The organism is Clostridium sp. (genome assembly GCF_051650885.1).
In the GTDB taxonomy this organism is placed as follows: Bacteria; Bacillota; Clostridia; order Clostridiales; family Clostridiaceae; genus Clostridium.
In genome coordinates, this window is record NZ_JBOFRG010000334.1 from 23,183 (window position 1) to 47,595 (window position 24,413).

The 24,413-nt window shown below is 26.1% G+C and carries 23 protein-coding genes and 1 pseudogene; 3 read left to right on the plus strand and 21 right to left on the minus strand.

Translation table 11 applies throughout. From position 1 onward, the window contains the following. Window positions 1–14 precede the first annotated feature (14 nt). The 11 genes and pseudogenes from ACRC28_RS16395 to ACRC28_RS16445 form a co-directional block, all read right to left on the minus strand. Window positions 15–3,260, minus strand: a complete 3,246-nt coding sequence (locus ACRC28_RS16395; protein ID WP_438544521.1) for a DEAD/DEAH box helicase — start codon at window positions 3,258–3,260, stop codon at window positions 15–17. 54 nt (window positions 3,261–3,314) lie between these two features. Continuing rightward, on the minus strand, window positions 3,315–4,652 hold the full coding sequence (gene miaB / locus ACRC28_RS16400) for a tRNA (N6-isopentenyl adenosine(37)-C2)-methylthiotransferase MiaB (protein WP_438544522.1): 1,338 nt from the start codon (window positions 4,650–4,652) through the stop codon (window positions 3,315–3,317). An 83-nt stretch (window positions 4,653–4,735) separates the two neighbouring features. Beyond that, window positions 4,736–5,584 carry a GNAT family N-acetyltransferase gene (locus tag ACRC28_RS16405; RefSeq protein ID WP_438544523.1) on the minus strand — a complete coding sequence of 283 codons (849 nt, stop codon included), beginning with the start codon at window positions 5,582–5,584 and terminating at the stop codon, window positions 4,736–4,738. Between the two features lie 53 nt (window positions 5,585–5,637). Further along, a pseudogene (locus ACRC28_RS16410) lies at window positions 5,638–7,621 on the minus strand (bifunctional 4-hydroxy-3-methylbut-2-enyl diphosphate reductase/30S ribosomal protein S1). 17 nt (window positions 7,622–7,638) lie between these two features. Beyond that, window positions 7,639–8,298 (minus strand): (d)CMP kinase, encoded by a 660-nt coding sequence (gene cmk / locus ACRC28_RS16415; protein ID WP_438544524.1) that lies wholly within the window; start codon window positions 8,296–8,298, stop codon window positions 7,639–7,641. Between the two features lie 72 nt (window positions 8,299–8,370). Further along, window positions 8,371–9,594, minus strand: coding sequence for an NAD(P)/FAD-dependent oxidoreductase (locus ACRC28_RS16420; RefSeq protein WP_438544525.1), 1,224 nt, complete (start codon window positions 9,592–9,594; stop codon window positions 8,371–8,373). Continuing rightward, window positions 9,530–10,198, minus strand: coding sequence for a BRCT domain-containing protein (locus ACRC28_RS16425; protein ID WP_438544526.1), 669 nt, complete (start codon window positions 10,196–10,198; stop codon window positions 9,530–9,532). Before ACRC28_RS16425 ends, ACRC28_RS16420 begins: the two co-directional genes overlap by 65 nt. A gap of 47 nt (window positions 10,199–10,245) precedes the next feature. Beyond that, window positions 10,246–11,157 carry a MurR/RpiR family transcriptional regulator gene (locus ACRC28_RS16430; protein ID WP_438544527.1) on the minus strand — a complete coding sequence of 304 codons (912 nt, stop codon included), beginning with the start codon at window positions 11,155–11,157 and terminating at the stop codon, window positions 10,246–10,248. 103 nt (window positions 11,158–11,260) lie between these two features. After that, window positions 11,261–11,812: a tRNA (mnm(5)s(2)U34)-methyltransferase gene (locus ACRC28_RS16435; RefSeq protein ID WP_438544528.1), complete on the minus strand. Its 552-nt coding sequence runs from the start codon at window positions 11,810–11,812 to the stop codon at window positions 11,261–11,263. A 3-nt stretch (window positions 11,813–11,815) separates the two neighbouring features. Further along, window positions 11,816–12,478: an MgtC/SapB family protein gene (locus ACRC28_RS16440; RefSeq protein WP_438544529.1), complete on the minus strand. Its 663-nt coding sequence runs from the start codon at window positions 12,476–12,478 to the stop codon at window positions 11,816–11,818. Window positions 12,479–12,621: 143 nt separating this feature from the next. Continuing rightward, window positions 12,622–12,807: a hypothetical protein gene (locus ACRC28_RS16445; protein ID WP_438544530.1), complete on the minus strand. Its 186-nt coding sequence runs from the start codon at window positions 12,805–12,807 to the stop codon at window positions 12,622–12,624. 105 nt (window positions 12,808–12,912) lie between these two features. On the opposite strand from ACRC28_RS16445, the gene ACRC28_RS16450 reads away from it, so the two are divergent. Continuing rightward, window positions 12,913–13,302 carry a PadR family transcriptional regulator gene (locus ACRC28_RS16450; RefSeq protein WP_438544531.1) on the plus strand — a complete coding sequence of 130 codons (390 nt, stop codon included), beginning with the start codon at window positions 12,913–12,915 and terminating at the stop codon, window positions 13,300–13,302. A gap of 20 nt (window positions 13,303–13,322) precedes the next feature. On the opposite strand, the gene ACRC28_RS16455 is transcribed toward ACRC28_RS16450, so the two are convergent. Continuing rightward, window positions 13,323–13,991 (minus strand): hypothetical protein, encoded by a 669-nt coding sequence (locus tag ACRC28_RS16455; RefSeq protein ID WP_438544532.1) that lies wholly within the window; start codon window positions 13,989–13,991, stop codon window positions 13,323–13,325. Window positions 13,992–14,173: 182 nt separating this feature from the next. Between ACRC28_RS16455 and ACRC28_RS16460 the strand changes: the two genes are divergently transcribed. Then, a complete protein-coding gene (locus ACRC28_RS16460; protein ID WP_438544533.1) occupies window positions 14,174–14,614 on the plus strand; it encodes a divergent PAP2 family protein in 441 nt (146 codons plus the stop codon). Window positions 14,615–14,632: 18 nt separating this feature from the next. Here the strand turns inward: ACRC28_RS16460 and ACRC28_RS16465 are convergent, their stop codons facing one another. Beyond that, window positions 14,633–15,664: an exonuclease domain-containing protein gene (locus ACRC28_RS16465; RefSeq protein ID WP_438544534.1), complete on the minus strand. Its 1,032-nt coding sequence runs from the start codon at window positions 15,662–15,664 to the stop codon at window positions 14,633–14,635. A gap of 82 nt (window positions 15,665–15,746) precedes the next feature. Then, complete coding sequence (locus ACRC28_RS16470) at window positions 15,747–16,667, minus strand: hypothetical protein (RefSeq protein ID WP_438544535.1); 921 nt, start codon at window positions 16,665–16,667, stop codon at window positions 15,747–15,749. Between the two features lie 124 nt (window positions 16,668–16,791). Between ACRC28_RS16470 and ACRC28_RS16475 the strand changes: the two genes are divergently transcribed. Further along, window positions 16,792–17,904: a DEAD/DEAH box helicase gene (locus ACRC28_RS16475; RefSeq protein ID WP_438544536.1), complete on the plus strand. Its 1,113-nt coding sequence runs from the start codon at window positions 16,792–16,794 to the stop codon at window positions 17,902–17,904. Window positions 17,905–17,919: 15 nt separating this feature from the next. On the opposite strand, the gene ACRC28_RS16480 is transcribed toward ACRC28_RS16475, so the two are convergent. From ACRC28_RS16480 to ACRC28_RS16510, 7 genes are all read right to left on the minus strand, one after another. Further along, window positions 17,920–18,270: a DUF5658 family protein gene (locus ACRC28_RS16480; protein WP_438544537.1), complete on the minus strand. Its 351-nt coding sequence runs from the start codon at window positions 18,268–18,270 to the stop codon at window positions 17,920–17,922. 63 nt (window positions 18,271–18,333) lie between these two features. Beyond that, a complete protein-coding gene (locus ACRC28_RS16485) occupies window positions 18,334–18,819 on the minus strand; it encodes a hypothetical protein (protein ID WP_438544538.1) in 486 nt (161 codons plus the stop codon). Window positions 18,820–18,934: 115 nt separating this feature from the next. After that, window positions 18,935–20,032, minus strand: a complete 1,098-nt coding sequence (locus ACRC28_RS16490) for a DHHW family protein (RefSeq protein WP_438544539.1) — start codon at window positions 20,030–20,032, stop codon at window positions 18,935–18,937. A 32-nt stretch (window positions 20,033–20,064) separates the two neighbouring features. After that, window positions 20,065–21,435: an MBOAT family O-acyltransferase gene (locus ACRC28_RS16495; protein ID WP_438544540.1), complete on the minus strand. Its 1,371-nt coding sequence runs from the start codon at window positions 21,433–21,435 to the stop codon at window positions 20,065–20,067. A gap of 50 nt (window positions 21,436–21,485) precedes the next feature. Then, window positions 21,486–21,992, minus strand: coding sequence for a DUF4358 domain-containing protein (locus tag ACRC28_RS16500; protein WP_438544541.1), 507 nt, complete (start codon window positions 21,990–21,992; stop codon window positions 21,486–21,488). A gap of 138 nt (window positions 21,993–22,130) precedes the next feature. Further along, entirely contained in the window at window positions 22,131–23,408 is a 1,278-nt protein-coding gene (locus tag ACRC28_RS16505) for an FAD-dependent oxidoreductase (protein ID WP_438544547.1), read from the minus strand. Then, window positions 23,408–24,394, minus strand: coding sequence for a sulfide/dihydroorotate dehydrogenase-like FAD/NAD-binding protein (locus ACRC28_RS16510; RefSeq protein WP_438544542.1), 987 nt, complete (start codon window positions 24,392–24,394; stop codon window positions 23,408–23,410). Before ACRC28_RS16510 ends, ACRC28_RS16505 begins: the two co-directional genes overlap by 1 nt. Window positions 24,395–24,413 lie beyond the last annotated feature (19 nt).

The window sequence follows — 24,413 nt, forward strand, 5'->3', positions numbered from 1 at the left end:
CCATCGGCCTTTTTTTAAAACTTTTCTTTTAACAATGATAAAATCTCTTCTGCCGTTAATTTGTTAAAGACATTATTATTCTCTTCATTACCATCTAATATTGCATTTGTAATTTCTTTTTTCTTTTCTTGTAGGCTAATTATTTTTTCCTCGATAGTTCCCTTAGCTATAAGCTTAATAACTTCTACTGCATTTTTTTGACCTATTCTATGTGCTCTATCAGTTGCTTGACTCTCTACCGCTGGATTCCACCATGGATCTAAATGAACAACCACATCTGCACTAGTTAAATTCAATCCTGTTCCACCAGCTTTTAACGAAATTAAAAATACATTTGTATCATCTTCATTGAATCTGTTTACTAAATCTACTCTTTTTTCACCTTTAACACTCCCGTCAATATAATAAGATGTAATTTCATTTTTCTTTAAAGCTTCCTCTACTATCTTAAGTGCACTTGTAAATTGTGAAAATATAAGAATTTTATGCCCTTCTTGTACTGTATCAGTTACAATTTCCTTTAACGCATTTATCTTTCCACTACTTCCTAAAAAATTGTCTGTAACTAACGTTGGATGCAATGCTATTTGCCTTAACTTAGTTATATATGCTAAAATTTCAATGCTTTCTTTTTTAAATTCATTTAATGAAACCTTTTTATCTATTAGTTCATTAATATATTTAATATATGCACTATAAACCTTTTTTTGTTCTTTTGTCATATCTACATAAACAATTTTTTCTATTTTTTCTGGCAATTCATCTAAAACATCTCTCTTTAACCTTCTTAATATAAATGGTGTCGTTAATTTTTTCAAATCTTTAATCAAAACCTCTTCTTCAGACAGATTTCTATTATATTTAGAATTAAATGTTTTCTTGTCAAACAAATATCCCTCCATTATGAAATCAAATATTGACCATAATTCTAAAAGGCTATTTTCAATAGGTGTTCCTGTTAATGCAAATTTACTATTAGCTTTTATTTCTTTACATGCCCTAGTAATTCTAGCACCTGGATTCTTTATATATTGTGCTTCATCTAAGATCATAAAATCAAACTTTAATGTTTTATATACATCTATATCATTTTTAAGTAAATTATATGAAGTTACTACCACATCAAACTCATCTATATTTTCTAACATTTTCTTTCTTTTTTCTTTAGAATCTGTATTAACAAGAACCTTCATATTAGGTGAAAACTTCGAAAATTCTCCTTCCCAATTGTATACTAATGATGTAGGTGCAACGATTAAAGTTTTCTTTCCTTTTTCACTAGTGATGAATGTAATAGCTTGTAGTGTCTTTCCAAGTCCCATTTCATCTCCTAATATTCCACCCATCCCAAGTCCACTTAATCGTTTAAAGAAATTATATCCTTCCACTTGATATGCTCTTAATGTTGCACTTATATTTAATGGTAGTTTAAACTCTTCATTTTCCAAAATTTTCTTTTTGGTTTTAGCTAACTCACTTTTACCACCATAGTTTGATACAATGCTATTTAATTTTTCATACATATATACACTTTTATTTAAATTAAATTTTATAGACTCATCTGTATACTCATTAGAGACACTATCTAATAATTTTAGTAGTTCTTTTAAATTTATATCTTCTAAATCGATATACTCTCCTGAATTTAACTTATGATATTTTTTATTTTCTCTAAAACTCATTAGTATATTTTTAAATTCATCATCAGGTATGTTTTTTATAGCATACTTAAATTCAAAATATTCTTCTCTGCCACGTTGGACCTGAATATTAAAATCGCCTTTAGAAATATTTAATTTTCCTTTAAAATCTTCTGAATAATAAATTTCTCCTATTTCATGAAGTTCATCTATTTTTTCATTGAAAAATTCAAATGCATTATCCTCACTTCCAATAAAAACAAATAAATCATTATTCACATTTCCAAACTTTAAATTTATAACCTTGTTAATCACAAATTGTTCTAATTTTTTATCTCTATAGATATATTTTTCTTTAATATCCCTAAAAATGTTAAACTCATATTCTCCATACACTACTTTTATTATAAGCTTTATATACTCGTCTCTATTAAAATAAAATTTAAATTTAGGTTTTTCAAAAACTAATTGTTCTGAAATATTATTATCTAAAACAAGCACACTCGTCATATCTTGAAGTGATGGTATCAATTCTTTAAACACAGTTTCTTTCTTCTCAATATCAAAGCTAACTTCACTTTCATTTCCTAAATTTTCTATATATCGCACTAAAATATCCCTTTGTTTTTTAGATGGGCTATATATTGTTGTATCATATAAAAATAAATTTTTATTTCCTCCAAGAATTTCTGGTAATTCTCTTGGAAAGTTCATTTTTATTTTCTCTTCTATCTCATATAGTTCAATTGGAACTTCAATATCACATTCTAAAATCTCAGTTTCTATTTCCCTTGAAAAAAAGCCTGAATTTAAAAATATTTTTGATTTTTTTAATCCTAATAAAAAAGTTTTTAATAACCCCTCTGGAATTATCATTTCTTTTTTATTTAGAAATGTATCTTGTCTTTTTCTAAAATTATAATTACTATCTTCAAGCTCAAGCATAGAGTTCATCATAGTTATAATCATCTCTGCCTCTTCTACAAGGTTATAATCTCTTAATGAAAATATAAAATCGTTACTAAATTCCATAGGTATTCTATTATTATAATTTAAGAGAAAACTTTTTATATCTTTTATTATGTATCTCTTCCTATTTCCAACTTCTCCAATTTTAAATTCAAAACCTATTTTTTTTGTCCATACATTTTTATTTATATATACATCAATACATACTAGCTTTTTTTCACTAGCAGATATAAGTGTTTGTAGTAATTTACTTTCTCTATCTTCTTTTTTAAAAAGTATTTTCATAATATCCTTTTGATCTGATAAAATCTTTTTTATTAATATATCCTCTTTTAAAATTTCAATTTTTTTTAAATACATAGAAATAATATGACTACAACAATAACCATCTTTTTTATTATTCATAAACTTCTCACATGTACAAGATGTTTTTTCTACTTTTGAAGTTAAAATATCTATAATTAACTCAGACTTATATGAGCTATATAAATCTGAAGATAGTATCTTTCCCTGAAATAATATTTTTCTACCTTCTAATATTTTATAATCACATTTTTCTATAAGTTCATTATTTACAATTTTTCTTGCCGAATCTCTTTCTTTAACATTAATATTCTTTAAAAAGTCCTTCATAAAATTATCCTTAACCATAATTAATACTTCCTTTTAAAATTCAAGGATAGCAAAAATTGCTATCCTTAAAAATTATTTTATTTGAACTCCCACTAATGAAAATGGTTGCGCTCTTTTTATATCTACATTAACTAAGCTTCCGATTGATTCATTATCTCCATCAAAGTTAACTAACTTACCATTTCTAGTTCTACCCATTAACTTTGTTTCATCATTCTTGCTTATTCCTTCTACTAAAACTTCTTGTACTGTTCCTTCGTAAGGTTTATTGTTTAATGCTATATTTTTATTAACTAATTGAACTAATCTATTAAATCTTTCATGTTTAACATCATCTGGAACTTGATTTTCCATTTTATCAGCTGGAGTGTTGTTTCTTCTTGAATATATAAACATAAATGCTGAATCATACTTAACTTTATCTACTAAATCAAGTGTATCTGCAAAATCCTCTTCAGTTTCACCTGGGAAACCTACTATAATATCTGTTGTTATAGATGCACCTGGAATTTCTTTTTTAATAAGATCTATTAAGTATAAATATCTTTCTCTATCATAATGTCTATTCATTACTTTTAGTAATCTATTTGATCCACTTTGTACTGGTAAGTGAATTTGTTCACATATCTTTTCACAATCTCTTATTGCATAAATAACATCTTCATTTAAATCTTTTGGATGTGATGTCATAAATCTTAGTCTCTCTAATCCATCAACTTCATTAATTTTTCTAAGTAACTTGGCGAAATCAATATCTTCTTCAAGTCCTTTTCCATATGAGTTAACATTTTGTCCTAAAATTGTTACCTCTTTATACCCTTTAGATACTAAGTCTTCAATTTCTTTTATTATATCTTCTGATTTTCTGCTTCTTTCTCTACCACGTACATATGGTACTACACAGTAAGTACAGAAATTATTACATCCATACATTATTGTTACAAATGCTTTAACTGAACTTTCTCTATCTATTGGAATTCCCTCAACTATTTCAGTTTCTTTATCTAATATTTCTTTTATTTGAACCCCTTCTGTTTGTACTCTACTTAAGTATTCAGGGAACTTATATGCATTATGAGTTCCAAATATTATATCTACAAATGGGAATGTTTTTAATACTTTATCTGCCATTCCAAGTTGTTGCATCATACAACCACAAATAGCTATTATAAGATTTGGATTTTTCTCTTTTAATCTTTTTATAGCACCTAAATTACCAAAAACTTTATTTTCAGCATTTTCTCTTACACAACAAGTGTTAAATATGATTATGTCTGCTGTATCTCTTTCTTCTGTTCTTGAATATCCTATTCTCTTTAACATTCCTGAAATTTTCTCAGAATCTTCTTCGTTCATTTGGCATCCATATGTAGCTATAAAATATGTTTTATTTAAATTTTCTTTACTCATCAAAATTTTCCTCCATGTTTATAAATTACTTTTGTATTATAACACAATAGACTATAAGTATAAAGATTACTTATAGTCTATTGTCAATCTTTTATCCACGTTGCTACTTTGGCAATTTCTAGAAACCCCATTTTTCTATATAAATTTAATGCAACGTAATTATCGTTATCTACATATATATATATATTGTTTATTTTATGTTCTTTTGCTATTTTACACATGTATTTCAAAAGCTTTTCGCCTAAACCATAACCTCTAAAATCCTTGATTACCCCAAAATTAACTAATACATATTTATTATTTTTTTTTATTATTTGTGCATATCCAATAGGTATATCATCTAGATACTCAAAAATTGAAAATTCTTCTAGGTAATTTATTGTATTTTGTTCAAATTTAATATCCATTTTATTTATAGGGGTTCTATTTATATTATGAAATATCTTATTTTGAAGATTTACTCTAAGATCTTCATCTTTCCCAATTTTAAATTTTTCAAATTTTATTCTAGAATCTTCTGCAACTTCAAAATTACATAAGATTTTTTTTAATAATTTGACAGACTTCACTTTATAGAACATGTTAATTGATGTTAAAATACTATTTTCATAATTTTCTATTCCTTCATAAATAACCATCTTATCTTTTAATTTACTTAATTGATTAATTTTGAAAAATTCAATATAATCTAACTTTACATACATATCTATAATTCTATATTCATTCAAATCAATCTTTTCACTCCATAAATATCCTACGTAGATATCTTCATACTTAAATAAATATAAATTATTTCGTAAAATATATTTATCTATAGTTTTACTTTTTTCATATACTTCTAAGAAATTTTGGTTTAATGAATGTAAGTTATTTTCAATTATTTTTTTTAAAATATCTTTATTTTTATCTTTAAACTTTTCAAAACTAATCATTCCTACTCCTTTATAAAGAAGAGGCTGCATCTTACGATACAGCACTCTTAATTTTAAACATCTTTTATACTTAATCCAATTCTTTTACTCTCTCTATCTACAGATAAAATTCTTGCCTTTACTTCCTCACCAATAGATAAAACGTCTTTTATATTATCAATCTTATTATGGCTTATTTTAGATATATGAACTAATCCATCTACTACAGATTCTAATTCTACAAATGCTCCAAAATCACTAATTCTAACAATTTTACCAAGAACAACAGAATCTACTGGATATTTTTCTTCTATATTTGCCCATGGTTCTTCTGTTAATTGCTTTAAGCTTAATGATAATTTTTCACTTTCTTTATTCATATCTATGATTTTAACATCAATAATATCACCTATTTTTAAATAATCTTGTGCCTTTTTCACATGATTCCATGATATCTGTGATAAATGTATTAATCCATCAATTCCATTTATCTCTACAAATGCTCCAAAATCAGTGAATCTTTTCACTTCTCCTGAAACTATCATTCCAGTCTCTAGCTTATCCCATACTTCACTTCTGTTCTTTTTATTTTCCTCTTCAATAAGTTTTCTTCTTGAAGCTACTATTCTATATGGTCTATCTAATTTTAATTCAATTAATTCAACATCAACTTTTTGATTTAAAAACTCATTTTTATCACTAATAAATTTTGTATCTATTTGTGATCCAGGAATAAATACTCTAATCCCTTTATAAAATCCTACGATTCCATTTTCTTTTATTTCTGAAATTTTCAATTCAAATTTCTCATTATTTTTATAGAATTCTTGTAATTCTTCTAAACCTTCTTCTTTTTCATACTCTAATCTTGAAAGTACTACTAAATTATCTTTATTTGCAAGTTTAATAACCTTTGAAGTAATTGAATCTCCAACTTTAATTTTCTCTAAAAATATTTCAGGTTCTTCTTTTAGTGTGAATTCACTACATGGAATGATTCCATCAGTTTGATATCCAACTAATGAAACTATTATTCCTTCTCTTGATTTTGATAATACTTCCCCTGTAATTTCTTCACCTACTGTAATTTTTCTATCTATTGAATTCATAAGTTCTAACTGTTCATTATTTGTGCTGTTATTATCTATCATAATTACAACCTCCTAGTAATTCTTATGGTCTAATGCCATTTTTTCATTTGCTTCATTTATTTTAAATTTATTTCATAACATCAATAACTTCTTCAATTATCCAATCAGGTGTTGATGCACCTGCCGTTATTCCAATAACTTTCAGGTCTTTATTTTTTATAAAGTCTTCCTTTAATTCTTTAGCATTTTCTATATGAATAGTATTTTCACAATTTTCTTTTGCTATTTGGTATAACTTTGTTGTATTTGAACTATTCTTTCCACCAATAACTATTAATGCATCAACCTTATTTGATAAATCTAATACACTTTTTTGTCTTACTTCAGTTGCAGAACAAATTGTATTAAAAGCTAATAATTCTTTTGTTTCAAATGATAAGTTTGATATAGTTTTTTTCCAATTTGCTTCTTTTTCTGTCGTTTGTGATACTACACAAACTTTCTTCGGAAGCTCATCTGTAAATTCACCATCTTTAGTTATAATTGCTTTATTATCACACCATCCATTAATTCCAACTACTTCCGGATGTTTTTCATCACCCAATATAATAATGTTATATCCTTTTTCAGAATATTTTCTAACCTTCTTTTGTATGTTCGTTACAAATGGACATGTCGCATCTATAATATTTAATTTTCTCTTTTGAAGTTCTAAAATCACTTCTTCTGACACTCCATGAGATCTTATTATAATAGTATCGCCTTCATTTAATTCATCTAGATTTTCAAGCTCTACTGCAAAAACCTTATGTTCACCTAAGTAACTAACAACATCATTATTATGAATTAATGGTCCTAATGTATATATTTTCTTTCCATATTCTTTTTGAACTTCTATTGATTTATCAACTGCTCTTTTTACACCAAAACAAAATCCAGCACTTTCAGCTAATATTATTTTTCTCATTTCTCTTTTCTCCAAAACTACTTATTAATTTTCAATTTTATTTTATTACAAATTTCTCTTGTAACCTCTGCGATGTTTAATCCTGTTGTATCTATTTCAATAGCATCATCCGCTTTTTTAAGTGGATCAATTGCTCTAGTACTATCCTCATGATCTCTTCTTATGATATCTTTTAATATTTCCTCATAAGAGCATTCAATATCTCTATTCATTAATTCCTTATATCTTCTATCAGCTCTTTCTTCTGGAGTTGCTGTTAAGAAAAACTTAAATTTTGAATTTTTTAATACAACTGTTCCAATATCTCTTCCATCCATTATTACATTGAATTTTTCAGACATTTCTTGTTGAAGTCTAACTAACGCTATTCTCACTTCTTTTATTGATGCATATGCTGATACGATAGCACTAATATGTGGAACTGTTAATTCATCTTGAATATTAACCCCATTTAAATATAAATCATCATTTTCAAAATGCATCTCCATTTTCATAATCATCTCAGAAATTTTTTCTACATCATTTGCTGAGAAATTTTCTTTGTCAGCCATTAATGCAACTGCTCTATACATTGCACCTGTATTTATATACATTAAATCAAATTCTTTTGCTACTAATTTAGCTATTGTACTTTTCCCTGCTCCCGCTGGTCCATCTATCGCTACTGCTATTCTCAAAATTAATCCACCTTTCATTTTTTACATTTTACAATTTTATTATATAGCTTTATTTTCCTTTAAACAAGTTATTTAGACATTACTCCCTGCAATATATCCTGTCGAAAGTGCTATTTGTACATTATATCCACCTGTAAAAGCATCTACATCCATCACCTCTCCAGCAAACGCCAAATTCTCAATAATCTTACTCCTCATTGTTGATGGATCTATTTCTTTAGTAGATACTCCCCCTGCTGTTACTATGGCTTCTGCAATTGGACGTAAACCCTTCACCTTGAATTTTAAATTTTTTAGTAAATGAACTAATTCTTTTCTTTCTAATTTTGTAATTTCATTTACTTTTTTATTTTCTTGTATATTAGATAGTTCTACAATTATAGGAATTAGCTTTTGTGGCAATAATCCATCTAATGATTTTTTAAATTCTTTATTTAGATGTTTTTTAAAGTCATTTTGTACTCTTAAATCTAATTCTTTTAAATCTAAAGCTGGTTTCAAATCTATTATTAACTCATATTCATTATTTTTATTTTTTATAAATCTACTTCCCTTTAATGCAAGTGGTCCCGAAACTCCAAAGTATGTAAATTTAATTTCTCCAAATTCTGAATAAACCTTTTTAGAATTTTCTAAAATCTTCACTTCTACATTTCTTAATGATAATCCCATTACTTCTCTTAAAAATCCCGCTTCTAATTCAATAGGTACTAATGAAGGCTTTAACTCTACTATCTTATGTCCAACACTTTTACTCATATCCTGACCTTCTCCTCTTGATCCTGTTAATGGATATGAAGCACCTCCTGTTGCAATTATGAAATAGTCTGCATTTAATTTTTTTTCATTATTTATCTCAATGGATGTTATCAAGTTCTTTTCTTTATCTTTAAATAATTTAGTTACCTTACTATTTAGCAACACTTTTACATTACTTTCTTTTAATGCTATATTTAGGCCTTTTATTATATCTGAGGATTTATCTGAATTTGGAAAAACACGTCCACCACGCTCTCCTTTTAATTTTATTCCTCTACTTTCAAAAAACTCCATAGTATCTAAATTAGTAAAACTATATAATGAACTATATAAAAAATATGGATTACCTGGAATAAAGTCAAAGAATTCTGAGATATCCTTATTATTTGTTACATTACATCTTCCTTTTCCCGTTATAAAAAGTTTTTTTCCTATTCTATCATTTCCTTCGATTAAAATAACTTCATTTTTTTCACTTGCTTTCACAGCTGCCATTATTCCAGCTGGTCCTGCTCCTATAACTATTACTTTTTTCAAAAATTTCACTCCCTATCATTGTTTCTAATTTTAAAAATTCCTCTTCCTTTAAAATTAGTACTTTTTTTCCTTCATTTATTAATTTCATTGTTTTTATATACTTAGTAGATGCTCTATCACATTTAAATTTTCCACAAATTAAAATATTTACTTTCTCCGAAAAATTTCTTAAAACATTTCCACCAAGTTCTTCAACTATTTTAATTGCCTTATATCTCTGCAGATCCTTTAATTTACCTGTAAATAAAATATTATTTTCTTTGAAACAAACTTCTAAATTTTTATTTTTCTTAAATTCAAGTTTTTTATGTTCTGCTAAAATATTTATAAAAGTTATCATATATAATGAATCCATCCCTTTCAATTCATCTATGTTAAACTCCTCTTCTAAAATTAAAAATTCAAATTCAAGATTAATTGACATTAACCTTAAGTAGTTATATGTAATTTTATTTCTAAAAATTATTTTTGAAATTGATAATTTTTCAAAACTCCTCTTAAATTCACCTATCTCTACCGATTTTTGAACTAAGCTTTTATTTTTTTGTACAATAACTATATCTAAAGTTCTACTTATAATTGAATTCACTAAAAAAAATTCCATTTTTACTCCAAAAAAGCTAAAAGAAAATTTTCCTTTTAGCCTTATAATTATTTTTCTAAATCAGAAATTGTTTTATTATTTATTTGATATATTTTATAGTCTTCCCAAATTCTTTCAAGCGAACCGAATATATTTGCAATGCTTTCCTTTTCTCTCATCCCTACAGCTATAATAAGTGCATTTATCAATGAAAGTGGTGCTACTAAAGAGTCTACAAATGAAGCCATATTACTTTGTGCTATTAATGAAACATCCGCCTTTGATGACAATGGCGAGTTTAAGCTATCTGTAATTGCAACAACTCTTGCTCCCCTTGACTTAGAAAAATCTAATGCATCAATAGTCTTAGATGCATATCTTGGAAACCCTATCCCTATAACCAAATCTCCTTCTTTAACATTTATTATTTGCTCAAATATATCAGATATACCATAGCTTACTGTTCTAACATTTTGTAAAATAATATTTAAGTAGAACCCTAAAAATTCTGCAACTGCTGTAGAACTTCTAAGTCCTATTATATATATATTCTTAGCTTCAAATATCTCATCTACTACTTGCTCGAATATTTTAGGATCAATTTTTTCAAGTGTCAGTCTAATATTTTCCATATCTGATTTTAAAACACCTTTTAAGGCATCCTCATCTGAAATATAATCATTAGACAACTCTAATCTTTGAACAGTTGTAAGTTTATTTTTTATCAATTCTTGTAATGCTTTTTGAAGCTTTGGATATCCTGAAAAGCCCAATTCATTTGCAAATCTTACTACTGTGGATTCTGATACACCAACAGAAACACCAAGTTTTGCAGCTGTCATAAAGGCAGCTTTATCATAATTATTTAATATATATTCTGCGATTAACTTTTGTCCTTTACTAAGTTTAGAAAATCTAATTTGAATTAATTTCATTAAATCTTTATTATCGTTTAAATCAATATCTTTAAATTCTTTCATAATATACCTACTCTTTTTATTTAATTAAGCAAACTAATTTTAACATTTCATAAATGTTAATGCAATTAAAATTTCATTTTAATATCTCTCTAGAATTTAGCACTTAAGAATTTTTTTCTATAATAAAAAGTCTCGGTGCAATGCTACTTCTGTTAATATACCTTTGTTCTAATACTGCAAATTTTTCTTTTGGTAAACTTTCCAATAGTTCATTTATGCAAGACTCTTCAACTTTCCCTTCATCATGCCCTATATATACGCATATTGTCATTATTCCATTTTTACTAAGCATATCTAATCCTTGTTTAATACTTTCTATTGTTGTCTCTACTCTAGTTGTTATTTCTTTTTTACCGCTTCCAGGTAAAAATCCTAAATTGTACATTATACAATTTATATCCTTTTCTTTTATAAATTCTTTTAATTTATGATGAGATTCATTTATTATAAGAACATTATTCTCTTTCTTACTTCTATATTTTTCACAGGCTTCTTCTTGAATATCAAAGGAATATACTTTTTTAAAATGTTTCACTAAAAAATCAGTGTCATATCCATTCCCAAGAGTACAGTCTATGGCTATATTTTTACTTTCTACATACTTTTCAATTATCCCTTGTGCTATTTTACTTATTTCATCAATATATCTATACATTGCTTATCCTCCATCCACCTTAACTTCTATTAAATCTAAATTGCTATTATTAATTTTTTTTATTAAACACAGTAATTCATTTTTATTTATAAAAACTCTATATTCTATACTTAACATTTTCCCATTAATTCCATACTCTACCGAACACGATGTAAAGTCAATATCCGTTATTATTTTATTTACATTATTTATAGATTCTTCTAAATTTTCTTTGAAATAAATACATACCTTGATTATTCTAAATTCTCTATTATTATTGAACAAATGAACTATCTCTAAACATACAATTGCTATTATCATTGCACTTATTCCTATTTTGAAGAGGCCTGTACCTATACTCATCCCAATTGCTGCTGATACCCATATACTTGCTGAGGTTGTTAGCCCTTTTATAATATTTTTATTTAAAATAATAGTTCCAGCTCCAATAAAGCCAATCCCCGATACAATTTGTGAACCCATCCGTCCTATATCTACATTGATTCCATTCACTCCTATTAGTGCCGTAAAGCCATAGATAGAAATAATCATAATGAGTCCACTTCCAAGACCAACTAAAAAGTGAGTCCTAAATCCAGCATCCTTTAGACGATAATCTCTTTCTAATCCTATAAGTCCAGGTATTATTCCAGATAAAATCAATCTAAGGAAAATTTCATAATCCATAAATATTACCCCCATAACTTTTATATTATTGAATACTCTATATTTTTATTATTTAAATAATAAACTCAGTAGAAATAAATCTACTGAGTTTATTTTATTTGTGAATCAATATCTCTATAATCACTTATATTCTAAATATTTTCTTAGAAACATCTTTGGTTATTATTTAATAATAATAGCCATAATAAAGGATTATTTCCGAATCCTCCATACCCATATCCATAATTTCCATATCCACAGTTATTAAACCCACTATTACAACATCCATTTCCGTAATGATTACATGTGTTACAACATCCGTTGCAACAACAATCTCTTCTTTTTGACATAAGTTTATCACTCCTTTTCATTAGTTTAATTAATATATAATATGATTTATTTATAATCTGTGATACTATTATTTTGTAAAAATATATTTTAGGAGGTTTAAATTTATGAATGAGCGAACTCGTGCTATTGTTCCTAGAAATGTAATTAATGCTAAAATGATGTATATGTTATATATTTTAAAGGAACTCTCTAAAGGTAATACTGTTTTTGGAAATAAAGTTCTTTCAACATTTAAGGAAACTTTCCAAGCATCTTCACTACCATTTCCAGTTTCATCTAGTACAATCTATGAAAGTTTATATGAATTAGAAAACTGTGGATATGTAATTTCTAAATGGAGTGGTGATACGGCTTCTAATAAGCGTAGTAAAAAAATTTATTCCATTACAGATTCAGGAATAAATTATTTAAATAATAATATATCTGAGTATGTTAGTAATTTAGATAAAAATAAAGCTACCCTTGATAAAATAAAATTATTATTATTAAAATAAGATATCTAATTAAAGATATCTTATTTTTCACTTCGTTTAATAGCTTCTCTTTCTATACTCTTATTTTTTATTGCTATTTTTTCTTTTAAAATATTCTCTTCAGCACAAAGATAATCTAACCTCTTTAGTACTTCTCTATACCCTTTCTTTATATATTCATTTCTACATAACTCTTTATATGTAACTTTATCTATATCCTCCTTTAATATTTTTTCTACATTTTGACCATAAATTTTTATTAATATAGAATAGAACCCACTAACAATTTGCTTTTGTTCACTTTCTTTCTCTATATCTTTATTTAGTTTTTCTATAATTCCATATAATTGATAAATATAACTTAATTCTTTTAAGTTATATTTGTCACTTAATGATGCAACTGCACAAGAATATCCTTTGTTTATTGGTAATATGTAATTTATACCCTCCTTGTTTGGATCTAATATAAATCTTATGCTTTGATAAATAGCTGTACAGATATCTAATCTTATTACATTCGCATTTGCACACACTTCTTTTATTTTAAATCGTTCCTCATATGCTCTATTTTCCTCAATCAATTTACATTCTTCCTTTTTTTTTCGTTCATGCATTTTATTATTAATAATCCAACTAAATAAACCACCAAGGACTGACCCTGTTATTATAGAAATTGCTGATATTATTGATGTAATTACTGGTATTGGCATTTTAACTTTTCCCTCCCATAAAATCGTTTCTTTTTAGTATTATTTCCTAAAAAAAAATATATATTAGTATTTTTAGTTTTAACTTATCTAACCAACAATTTTTTTTGTTTATCTTTTGTTTATATTTTTTTCATAAAAAATAGTTATAATAATACTATTAGACATATTTGGAGGAATACATAATGTTCGAAAACAATTTAATATTTTTAAGTCTTTTTGCTATGTTGTTTGCACAATTTTTAAAAATACCTATTGGTTATATTATAGATAGAAAAATCAATTTTAAAAGAATTTTTGAAACTGGAGGAATGCCAAGTTCTCATTCTGCATTTATTGTATCTTTAACTGTAGGTATCGCTAGAAAAAATGGTATTCATTCATCTATTTTTGCACTTTCTCTTGTTATGGCATTTATTGTTATGTATGATGCTATGGGAATTCGTCGTGCAGCTGGGCAACATGCTAAAATTTTAAACCTGATTGTTTCATCTGAAAATCAAGATCCTAATAAAAAATTCGCTCTTCCACAAATAAAGCTTAAAGAACTTTTAGGCCATACCCCATTTGAAGTTTTAGGTGGTGCTATTTTAGGAATTATTATAGGTCTTATTTTTACTGTATAAAAAAAGATTGATGCAAACTTAAATATGCATCAATCTTTTTTCAAATTCTTTATATATTCTAAACAAATTATAAGCATCATCACCAGCATTGTGTTGCAAGCCCTCAAGTTCTAAATTTGCTTCTATCAATCCATTTTTTAAGGATAACATATCTTCTCTATTTAAAATATCCTTACATAGAACTTCTTGAAAATCTATATTTTTTTGAAGAATCATTAAAGCGTCCTTGCTTTTACTATCATTTCTTTTTAAATCATTTTTTAAGACAGCAATATCATTTCCACCCCAAAATAAAAATATAGCACTCTTATCATTTACCCATTCTCCAAACTCTGCTAAAACTTCATTAAATCCTTTAGAAATATCTATTTCCTCTTGATCTAGACCTGTTATTTCAATACATTTTTCAGTTAATTCACTAACTTCCTGTGGTTTAATTAAACTATAAAATCTAGAAACTTCATTTGTTTCCAAATTAATTTTACAGGCTCCAACACTTACTATTTCTACACTTTTAAAGTTTACTAAACAATTCATTTCAAAATCAAAAAACACTAATGTTTTAGTAGTCTTTATGCTTTCTTCTAACTTTTCTAAAGTTGAATTTCTTTTTAATACTTTATAATATTCTTTTACTATTTTTTTACACTCTCTATATATTTTCATGGATACTTGTTTTTCTTTTTTTAAAAGCATTCCAATATTTTTATACTCAACTACTTTATTTAAATTTATTTTTTCTAAAAAAAACTTTATACTTTCTTGTGATATGTTATCCTTTTTGTCTAATAGCATACGTGCACTTCTATTATTCGTAAATAGTTCTATTTTGGAATTCACATCAATCTCATTTAGCTTTATTAATGCCACAATATTGCTTAAAAGATACTCTAATGCTTCTACTACTCTTTTTTCTGCTGTATCATTTTTAAGATTTTTTTTAATTTTTATAAATACTTTATTTTGATTTATCTCTTTTATTACATAATTCAATCTATATTTTTCATTATTTTTTTCTATACAAAAATATACTCCTATTTTTTCTTTCATTGGTGTATTTCCCTTCATTTATGTATTGTTATAACTATTTTATCATTTTTCAATTCTTTTTTCTATAAATTTGCGTATCCCTTTAAATAAATATACTTATTGGAATTACTTGCAAAGTATTTTCAATTCTTACCTTTTGAAGTATTGGTATTTGTATCCCAATATTAATATTATTAAATATAGAACTTATTTTTTCTAACAGTCTTTCATAAAAATCTGTTTGATCTAATTTTCTTAAAAGACTTATTTGTTCGTCATTCGTAACTTTTTTAACTAACTTACCAACAATATTAACTACACATCCAACATTAATATTTTTAGAACAACCGTTATTAAAAAAATATTTTGTATTAACTTGTAATATATATTCCTCTTTTTTATTTTGAACTAACAAATCCATAATCCCATCATTCTCCATATCTACTTTCATTTTTTCTAATATTATTTTTATATTCTTGGTTTTCAATAATTCTTCATCAGGAATAAATCTATCTAATATAACATCTCCATATGCATTTATAATTAATAATATTGCTTCAATATAACTTAAGATACTATTTTCTATTAATGTTCCTTGCAAAAAAATATAATCTCCGCTTGTACACTGTTCACCATTACAATACGCTTTTAATCTTCCATTCGTTATTAAGTTATTACAAAATTCCATATGATACACATATGAAGTATAAATTTCTTTTACTTCTTCTTCACATCTTGTTCCACCATGTTGCTCCTGTGTAATATCACATAAATTTATATTTGTTTCTGTCTTTGCATCTGATTTATTATATCCTTTAAACCCCTCTCGTTTATCTTTATTTTCTCTATCTTCTAAGTAAAATGTATTTTGATTTTGATTATGACTTCTAGCACTTATTCCAATATCCCACGCTTTTTTTCTAGTCCTTATATCAATATATCCATAAAAATTTCCTTGAATTGAATTTATACTTTTTACTAGCACTTCATCTAAGTATATTAATATTCCTAATTTATCTACCACTTTAGATCACCTCCCTATATATCTTATTCAACTTCTATAAATAAATTTACCTTTCTTTTGTTGTAGCTTTAAATACTCAGACAATGTATAATATAAACTATTAACTCACAAAGGAGATTTAAAAATGAATACTTTAAATGAAAATTTAAAAACTGCACTTGAGAAAAAGAAATTTGAATCACTAACTACTGTTCAGGAGCAAACAATTCCTCTTTTTTTAGAGGCAAAAGATATTATTGTCGAGGCTAAAACTGGAAGTGGAAAAACTCTTGCATTTTTACTTCCATTATTTAATAAAATTGAAGAAAATTCATCTGCTATCAAAGCATTAGTTCTAGCTCCAACTCAAGAATTGGCATCTCAAATATATAAAGAAGCACTTCTTTTACAAGAAGAGTCTAATTTAAATATAACTTCAGCCTTAGTTATTGGTGGTGCAAATATAAATAACCAAATAAAAAAATTAAAAGAAAAACCTAATGTTATTATAGGAACACCAAAAAGAGTTTTAGAGCTTATAAAGTTAAAAAAACTTTCTCTTCATACAATTGACACATTAGTTCTTGATGAAGCTGATCACCTTTTAGATAAATCAAACTCTAAAACAACTAACTTAATCAGAAAATCTACATTAAAAAATACACAGGTAGTTGCATTTTCTGCAACTATAGATGAATCTACAACTTCTAGAGCACTTGCACTTATGAATAAAGGTGAACTTGTTAAAGTTAATGAAGAAAAACTGGGTTCTAATTTATCTCATTTAATAGTTGAATGTGATAGACGTGATAAATACGAAGTTACTAATAAAATTTTAAATACTATCTCTGATGGGAAATGTATCATTTTTACAAATTCTAAAAATGATTTAAATCTTTTAAAAGAAACTTTAGATTTTCATAAGAAAAACTCTGTTGTTTTGAGTGGTGATAAAAATAAGGTTGATAGAAAAAATTCTTTAGCACAGTTCAAAGAAGGTAATATAGATATACTTGTATGTTCAGATATTGCTGCAAGAGGTTTACATATTCCTAATATTGATTATGTTATTAATTTAGACTACCCATTAATGTCTAATGAATATGTTCATAGAGCAGGGCGTGCTGGACGTAATAATACTTCTGGAACTTCAATTTGTGTTGCAACAAAAAGAGACTTAAGCTTTATAAATAAATACTCAACAGATTTAAATATTTCTTTTGAAAAGAAAGAAATATGGCATGGTCAATTAATTTAACATACAAAAATAGCCTCATGAAGAGGCTATTTTTATATAATAAATACTATAGTAAATGTGTAATAAATTTATTCCACCATAAATTGCTAAACTTATAATTGAAATAAAATTCAATTTTCTAAGTTCACTTTCATTTGCTTTTTTAAAGAGAATTATCAAGCCTTTTATAATAAGACCTATTATAAATACTTTTAAAACTAGTCCTCTTAATGGATTTGCAATGAAGCTTTCCATTAAAACATTTCCCTCTTCAAATTCTCCTGTACTCACTAATGTTACTGTAAATATATAATCAGTTATGTTCAATAAATACAGTATTCTAAAATTTCTTTTCACTGTATCATATGTAACATTTGATAATTTCAAAAAAATAAGACAACACCTCCATTTATAGCATTGCCTTAATTTTTTATTTATAATCTTTTTAATTTACTTTTTTTTAATTTCAAAAGAATATATATTTGTTGCATCTACCTTAATATCTTCTCTATAAGTAAATAATCTATTCACCAATTCATTAAATTCCTTAGTATCTTTCTCTCCTTGATATGCATCATCTGGGAAACTTACCCTAACCTTTTTTGCTTTATGCTTATATTTTATTTCTTCATCTTTTGGTGCTGGTTTAAATTTTAAAGTTATAACCGCTTTATCTGCTAAGGCTAATGCTATATCATCAATATATCCTTCATAAACACCTATTTTTTCAACTGTTGATCCTTCAAAGTTTCCATATGTTGAAACTTCCCATCTTCCATATACACTTCTGAATCCCTCATTAAAGTCTGATACATCTATATCATCACATTCTAATGACTTACCACATATAGGACAAAACATATACTCAGCATCGTAATATTTATCACAACTTGCACAATATTTTGTATTAGTATCTCTGTTATTCATACATTTCATTTTTATCCCTCGTTTCTTTTTCTTTAATTATACTAAATTATATTTCTGTTTTTATTATTTTTTCAAAATTTTATATTTTATTAACTTTATTATTTCCATTTTTTCCCAGGAAATATTAGTTTTTAATTTTTAATATATTACTTTCAGTACAAAAATTTTCAAAATTATATAAAATCAATGTTTCATTAAATTCTATTCCTTCTAGCGTTTTTTCTAAACTTCCATTAAATAATCTAAGATCTACTACATGAATTTCTTCGTAATGATTTATCAAAAAAGGAATCATTGAATTTGCAAATGAATCTTTTATTACTAATAGTTTTTTTCTATTATTTAGATTCTTATTTTTTATTTTTAAATAAGGGTTATTCCCCCTTAAATATACACTATACTTATCTCTTCCATTCAATGCCTCTAAATCATACAGTGAATTATATTTAACTCCGCTTATCTCCATTTCCACATTTTCAACTGGAATATAGAAAATTCTATCGCCTTTATTAAATATTGGCTTTGCTTTAGAATAAAAAGTTCCATAGAATTCATCATTTTCAATAGCTAAATTTCTATTATCAATAGGCTTTTCTCCATTGCTTTCAATAAATTTTTCATAAGCTAAATAAGCTCCATCTATATTCCAGTGATGATCAGTTTTATAATATAATAATTTATCTTTATTTTCTTTAAATACCTCTACTAAATCTATTGTATCTATCTCTTTCACCTTACTATAAATTTCCTGTATTTCTTTTTCTTGATTTATTAATGGTGGATGTCCTTTAATTTCTTCTCCATATAATTCATAAGAATTAGGTGCAATCATAAATGTTATATTTTCTTTTCTCTTTTTAGCAAACTGAAGAATTGAGTTAATATTATATTCTTTTCTATAGTTATCTACTTCAAAATATTTTAAAAACAAATAATCATTTTTCCCAATTAAAACTCCATTATTCTCTAATTTGTGTAGAGCTTGTTCATTTAATGCTTTTAATGAAATAAATCCATCTCTAAATATAAATTGATCATTTATATAATCACTATAATTTTTTGAGAATTCTCCACTAATAAAACTACTATAACTAAATTCAACTTCTTGTTTTAGTTTTCTATTTTCCAAATTTGAATAATCTCTTATCGGTTTTATAATATCAAATATACTTATACTTCCAACAAATATACAAAAAGCATACATAAGATAATTTTTTTTCATAAAATCTTCTCTCTTTCACTTAACTACAAATTCTAAAATCTAAAGTATAAAAATGGATTATAACTTGAGTCTACTATATATGAAATACTTAATATAAATATAATCATTAAAATAATTGTCTTTAAAATTTCATTTTTTATAAATTTCTCATATAGATTTTTTATTATAGGTGTAGATAATACAACTCCAATAATTAAAATTACTCCATAATTTTCTAAGTAATAGACCCAATCTCCACCTTTATAAATAAACATATTTTTAAAATATATTATTCCTTGCTCTAAATTGCTTGTACTAAAAATAAGCCATCCTACCGAAAGAAGGATTAATGTATATATGTGAGAAAATATCTTATGTTTATTTAAAATATTTTCCAAACATATTTTTTCTATTAAGATTAATATAAAAAAGTATAATCCCCATAAAATAAAATTATATTCAGCACCATGCCATAGCCCTGTGGCTAGCCAAACCAAAAATAAATTTCTAAGAAGTTTTACTTTTCCACATCTACTTCCTCCTAATGGAATATAAACATATTCTCTGAAAAAGCTTCCAAGTGTTATATGCCATCGTCTCCAAAATTCTGTTATACTTCTTGATATATATGGATACCTAAAATTAATAGGAAATTTAAATCCAAGTATTTCTCCAAGTCCAATTGCCATCAAAGAATATCCTGAAAAATCAAAATATATTTGCAATGAAAATGCAATTATGCCAAGCCACGCTAAAACAGTTGGAACACTATTTATCTCCATTCTATTTATTTCTTCCCATAGCATCCCTACATTATTTGCTATTAATACCTTTTGACCAAGTCCCAATATAAATGTTTCTATTCCACTTCCGATAGCCTCCTTTGAAATTTTTCTCGTTCCTAAATCTTTATTAATATCCGTATACTTTACTATAGGTCCTGCAATTAATTGAGGAAACATACTAACAAATGTTCCAAAATTTATTAAGTTTCTTTCTGCGACTATATTTTTTTTATAAACATCTATACAATATGATAAAGTTTGAAATGTATAGAAACTTATTCCAAGTGGCAAAGTTATCTTTACTTCACTTATAGATAGATGTGTTGTTTCATTTAAAATCTCTATAAAAAAATTCATATATTTAAAAATAAATAAAATTCCTAAATTAAAAATTACTCCAGAACTAAATATAATTATTTTCAATTTGTTTTTCTTGATTTTTTCAATATATATATTCAAAAAATAATTTATTAAAATAGAAAATACCATTAGCAAAAAATATTTACCTTCTCCCCATGAATAAAAAATTAAACTTCCTATAAGTAATACTATGTTTTTTAATTTTTTCGGTACAATATAGTATGTTAAAAAAAATATTGGCAAGAATCTAAATATAAATACTAAACTACTAAATACCATAAACCCTCCTAATACGAAAGCTGCCTAAATAATTTAAGCAGCTTTTTTTATTATTTGAATGAATTTTCAAATGCCTCTACAACTTTGTCCATATTCCCTTGTCCTTCTTCATAATCTGGAACTATAAAGAATCCAAGATAATTTCCTTTTTCAATAAATTTAGCATTTTTTATAAATTCCTCTTCATTTGGATACGGTCTCATTCCATTTTTATATTCTTCAAGTGATTTTTTTACTTCTTCTATTTTTCCATCCTTTACTTTAAATACTGCTAATGTTTCTAACCCAGTATTTATCATTCCTTTTTCTATTGCATATGCTTCTATATTATCTAAATTTAATTTAAAAATTTCTTTTGCTTGTTCATCATCTACAGGTGCAATTGATCTTAATTCAACTTTTTCTTTTATACTAGCTACAACTTCTGTTGGATTTACATCTTTTACTTGTTCTTGGCTAGTTCCTGTTCCTGTTGTTGAATCTTTTCCGCCACACCCAACAAAAGTAGCTCCTGTAATCATTAATGTTAAGATTAATAATATTGCTTTTTTTCTCATATTCGTTTACCCCTTTTATAAATTATATTTGGTTTATATTTAAAATTATACAATATTATTAATTTTTTGTTAACTGTTAATTTTTTATTTTCTTTTTTATTTTTATACTTATTTACGAGTATTTTATATAAGGATTATTTATAGGATTTTTTGATTAAATATATTTTCTAATCCAGATTTTTTTACCTTTTCTTTTATCTTCTCTTTATCAATTAAATAACTTCCTCTCTCCATCATTCTTTCAAAAAATACTGACCCTGCAAATGTATATCTTAGCCTTCTTCCCTCTTTTGTATCAACCATTTCATTTGCATACCCTATTAAATCCCCTACTGCTAAATTACGCGGCAAGGTTAAAAGTGTTATACCCATAGCCCATCTCACTGCATTTAAACCTGCCAACGCTCCTGTAGTCATTGCCTCTGTATGTCCAACAAACAATCCTGATTTCTCCCCTCCACAAAATAAATTATCTACCCCTTTAACTTGCATTTGATCTGTTCTAGGTGCTACTGATAGATATCTTACAGAGTTTCCTTTACTTCCAGCATAAGGATCAATATATTTAACTTTTTCTAAGCCTTCAATTTTTCGTAATTTCTCTAAGTTATAAAAACTACTCATTAATTTTGCATGACCTGTATCTAATAAAACTATATTTTCAGCAAATTCTTTTAATGCATATTGTTGACATACCTTTTTAGTAAGTTTTTCATAATTTACTTGTTCTTTTGGTAAATTTATTACCGCTACCCCTTCTTTATCTAACTTCTCTCTAATTCCCTTTGATAGCGTCTCTTTTGCTAGTTTACAAGATCCTGAAAATGCTCCTAGTTCATCATCTCCTCTTTCTCCTCTAATATCTTCTATATTACATAATCCACTTATACTTATTCTTGGTCCAAATGCTGGACATCTTAATATACACATTGAACATCCATTACCGTATCTTAAGCAGTTTCCCATAGGGCCTGTAGAGCCTGTTGTTTCGATAAATACGTCCCCTTGTATATATTCATCATTTTGATTGTATATCCCCTTAATGATACTTTTCTCAAAATTAACATCAACTATTCTTTCTTCCATATGAAGATATATTCCTTGCTCTAATATATATTTCTTTACTGCTTCTTCAATTAAATTAACATCATATAATGTTGCATGTGAGTGTCCTGGAAATTCTACATTTTTATGCTTTGCACATTTATCACAAATCTCTATTAAATCTCCTGCCCCTAAGGCTATTAATTCTTCTGCTGCTGTATATCTACCATTATTTCTAATAATTCCTCCCACATTTCCTAACCCTAGTAATAGGTCAGTTTTTTCATATATATGAACCTCTGCTCCTGTTTTTCTTGCTGTAAGTGCTGCTGCACAGCCGCTCCATCCACCACCTATAACAACCACTTTTATCATATTAGCCACCTTCCTTTAAATACAGTCCTTGGATCTGTTTGATATTTACAATATCGTCTAACTTTATTTCCCTCATACTTTATAGTACATGCACCACATACACCTTCTCCACATGACATTTTAAAGTTATTACAGCAAGACATACTTATATCATTTCTATCTAATGCATCTAAAAATTCTATAATCGAGTATGTCATTATATCTGCTCCTCCCACATGAATATGTTTTATCCCTTGTTCTATATAAGCTTTTATTTTATCCTTTGCATTATTAGTCAATTTTCCATCTATTATAATTTCTTCATAATCTAATTCTTTTATCATATTCTCCTTTAAATTTTTTTCTGAAAAATCATACTTTATATCTCCAAAGTCTTTTATCATATACACCTCATTATTTTTTTGAAGTAAATAATTTACTGCAAGTATACTCGGTGCAATCCCAATTCCTCGTGCTATAATTAATACTTTTTCATTATTTAACTTTTTAAATTCTTTAATTCCAAACATCCCATTATAATAAGGTCCTCTTATTGTAATTTCTTTCATATCCCCATCTAATAAATCTTTAGTTTTTACACCATTAACTTTTATAACAACTTTTGCCCATCCTTCCTCACTGTTTGTTTCCATAATTGATATTGGAATTTCAAAATAATTTAATTCTGATTTTCTTAAAAAAATGTAAGCTCCAGGCACATTTAAGTCTATAGCTAATCTTCTAGTAATTTTAAATTTAATAATAAGAAGTTCCCCATCTACATTTTCAGACTCTATCACATCACACTGAATATTTTCACGTCCTTTTTGGGGTTTATTTTTATTGTTACAAAATTCATTATAGACACATACTCCATTCCAATTACAACATTCACAAAAGGACTTTCCTTGTAATTGTGAGCATAATATACAATCTCCACTTTTGGCCAAGTGGCATGGACAATATACAGTTCCTAAATCTATACAAGTAAATTTTTCTCTCATATCTTTTCTCTCCAAATTA

Bases quoted from the DNA above. Each gene is read 5' to 3' on its own strand.
- ACRC28_RS16395 (WP_438544521.1), bottom strand. From the start codon at position 3,260: ATGGTTAAGGATAATTTTATGAAGGACTTTTTAAAGAATATTAATGTT.
- miaB (WP_438544522.1), bottom strand. From the start codon at position 4,652: ATGAGTAAAGAAAATTTAAATAAAACATATTTTATAGCTACATATGGA.
- ACRC28_RS16405 (WP_438544523.1), bottom strand. From the start codon at position 5,584: ATGATTAGTTTTGAAAAGTTTAAAGATAAAAATAAAGATATTTTAAAA.
- ACRC28_RS16425 (WP_438544526.1), bottom strand. From the start codon at position 10,198: ATGGAATTTTTTTTAGTGAATTCAATTATAAGTAGAACTTTAGATATA.
- ACRC28_RS16430 (WP_438544527.1), bottom strand. From the start codon at position 11,157: ATGAAAGAATTTAAAGATATTGATTTAAACGATAATAAAGATTTAATG.
- ACRC28_RS16435 (WP_438544528.1), bottom strand. From the start codon at position 11,812: ATGTATAGATATATTGATGAAATAAGTAAAATAGCACAAGGGATAATT.
- ACRC28_RS16440 (WP_438544529.1), bottom strand. From the start codon at position 12,478: ATGGATTATGAAATTTTCCTTAGATTGATTTTATCTGGAATAATACCT.
- ACRC28_RS16445 (WP_438544530.1), bottom strand. From the start codon at position 12,807: ATGTCAAAAAGAAGAGATTGTTGTTGCAACGGATGTTGTAACACATGT.
- ACRC28_RS16450 (WP_438544531.1), top strand. From the start codon at position 12,913: ATGAATGAGCGAACTCGTGCTATTGTTCCTAGAAATGTAATTAATGCT.
- ACRC28_RS16455 (WP_438544532.1), bottom strand. From the start codon at position 13,991: ATGCCAATACCAGTAATTACATCAATAATATCAGCAATTTCTATAATA.
- ACRC28_RS16460 (WP_438544533.1), top strand. From the start codon at position 14,174: ATGTTCGAAAACAATTTAATATTTTTAAGTCTTTTTGCTATGTTGTTT.
- ACRC28_RS16465 (WP_438544534.1), bottom strand. From the start codon at position 15,664: ATGAAAGAAAAAATAGGAGTATATTTTTGTATAGAAAAAAATAATGAA.
- ACRC28_RS16475 (WP_438544536.1), top strand. From the start codon at position 16,792: ATGAATACTTTAAATGAAAATTTAAAAACTGCACTTGAGAAAAAGAAA.
- ACRC28_RS16485 (WP_438544538.1), bottom strand. From the start codon at position 18,819: ATGAAATGTATGAATAACAGAGATACTAATACAAAATATTGTGCAAGT.
- ACRC28_RS16490 (WP_438544539.1), bottom strand. From the start codon at position 20,032: ATGAAAAAAAATTATCTTATGTATGCTTTTTGTATATTTGTTGGAAGT.
- ACRC28_RS16495 (WP_438544540.1), bottom strand. From the start codon at position 21,435: ATGGTATTTAGTAGTTTAGTATTTATATTTAGATTCTTGCCAATATTT.
- ACRC28_RS16500 (WP_438544541.1), bottom strand. From the start codon at position 21,992: ATGAGAAAAAAAGCAATATTATTAATCTTAACATTAATGATTACAGGA.
- ACRC28_RS16510 (WP_438544542.1), bottom strand. From the start codon at position 24,394: ATGAGAGAAAAATTTACTTGTATAGATTTAGGAACTGTATATTGTCCA.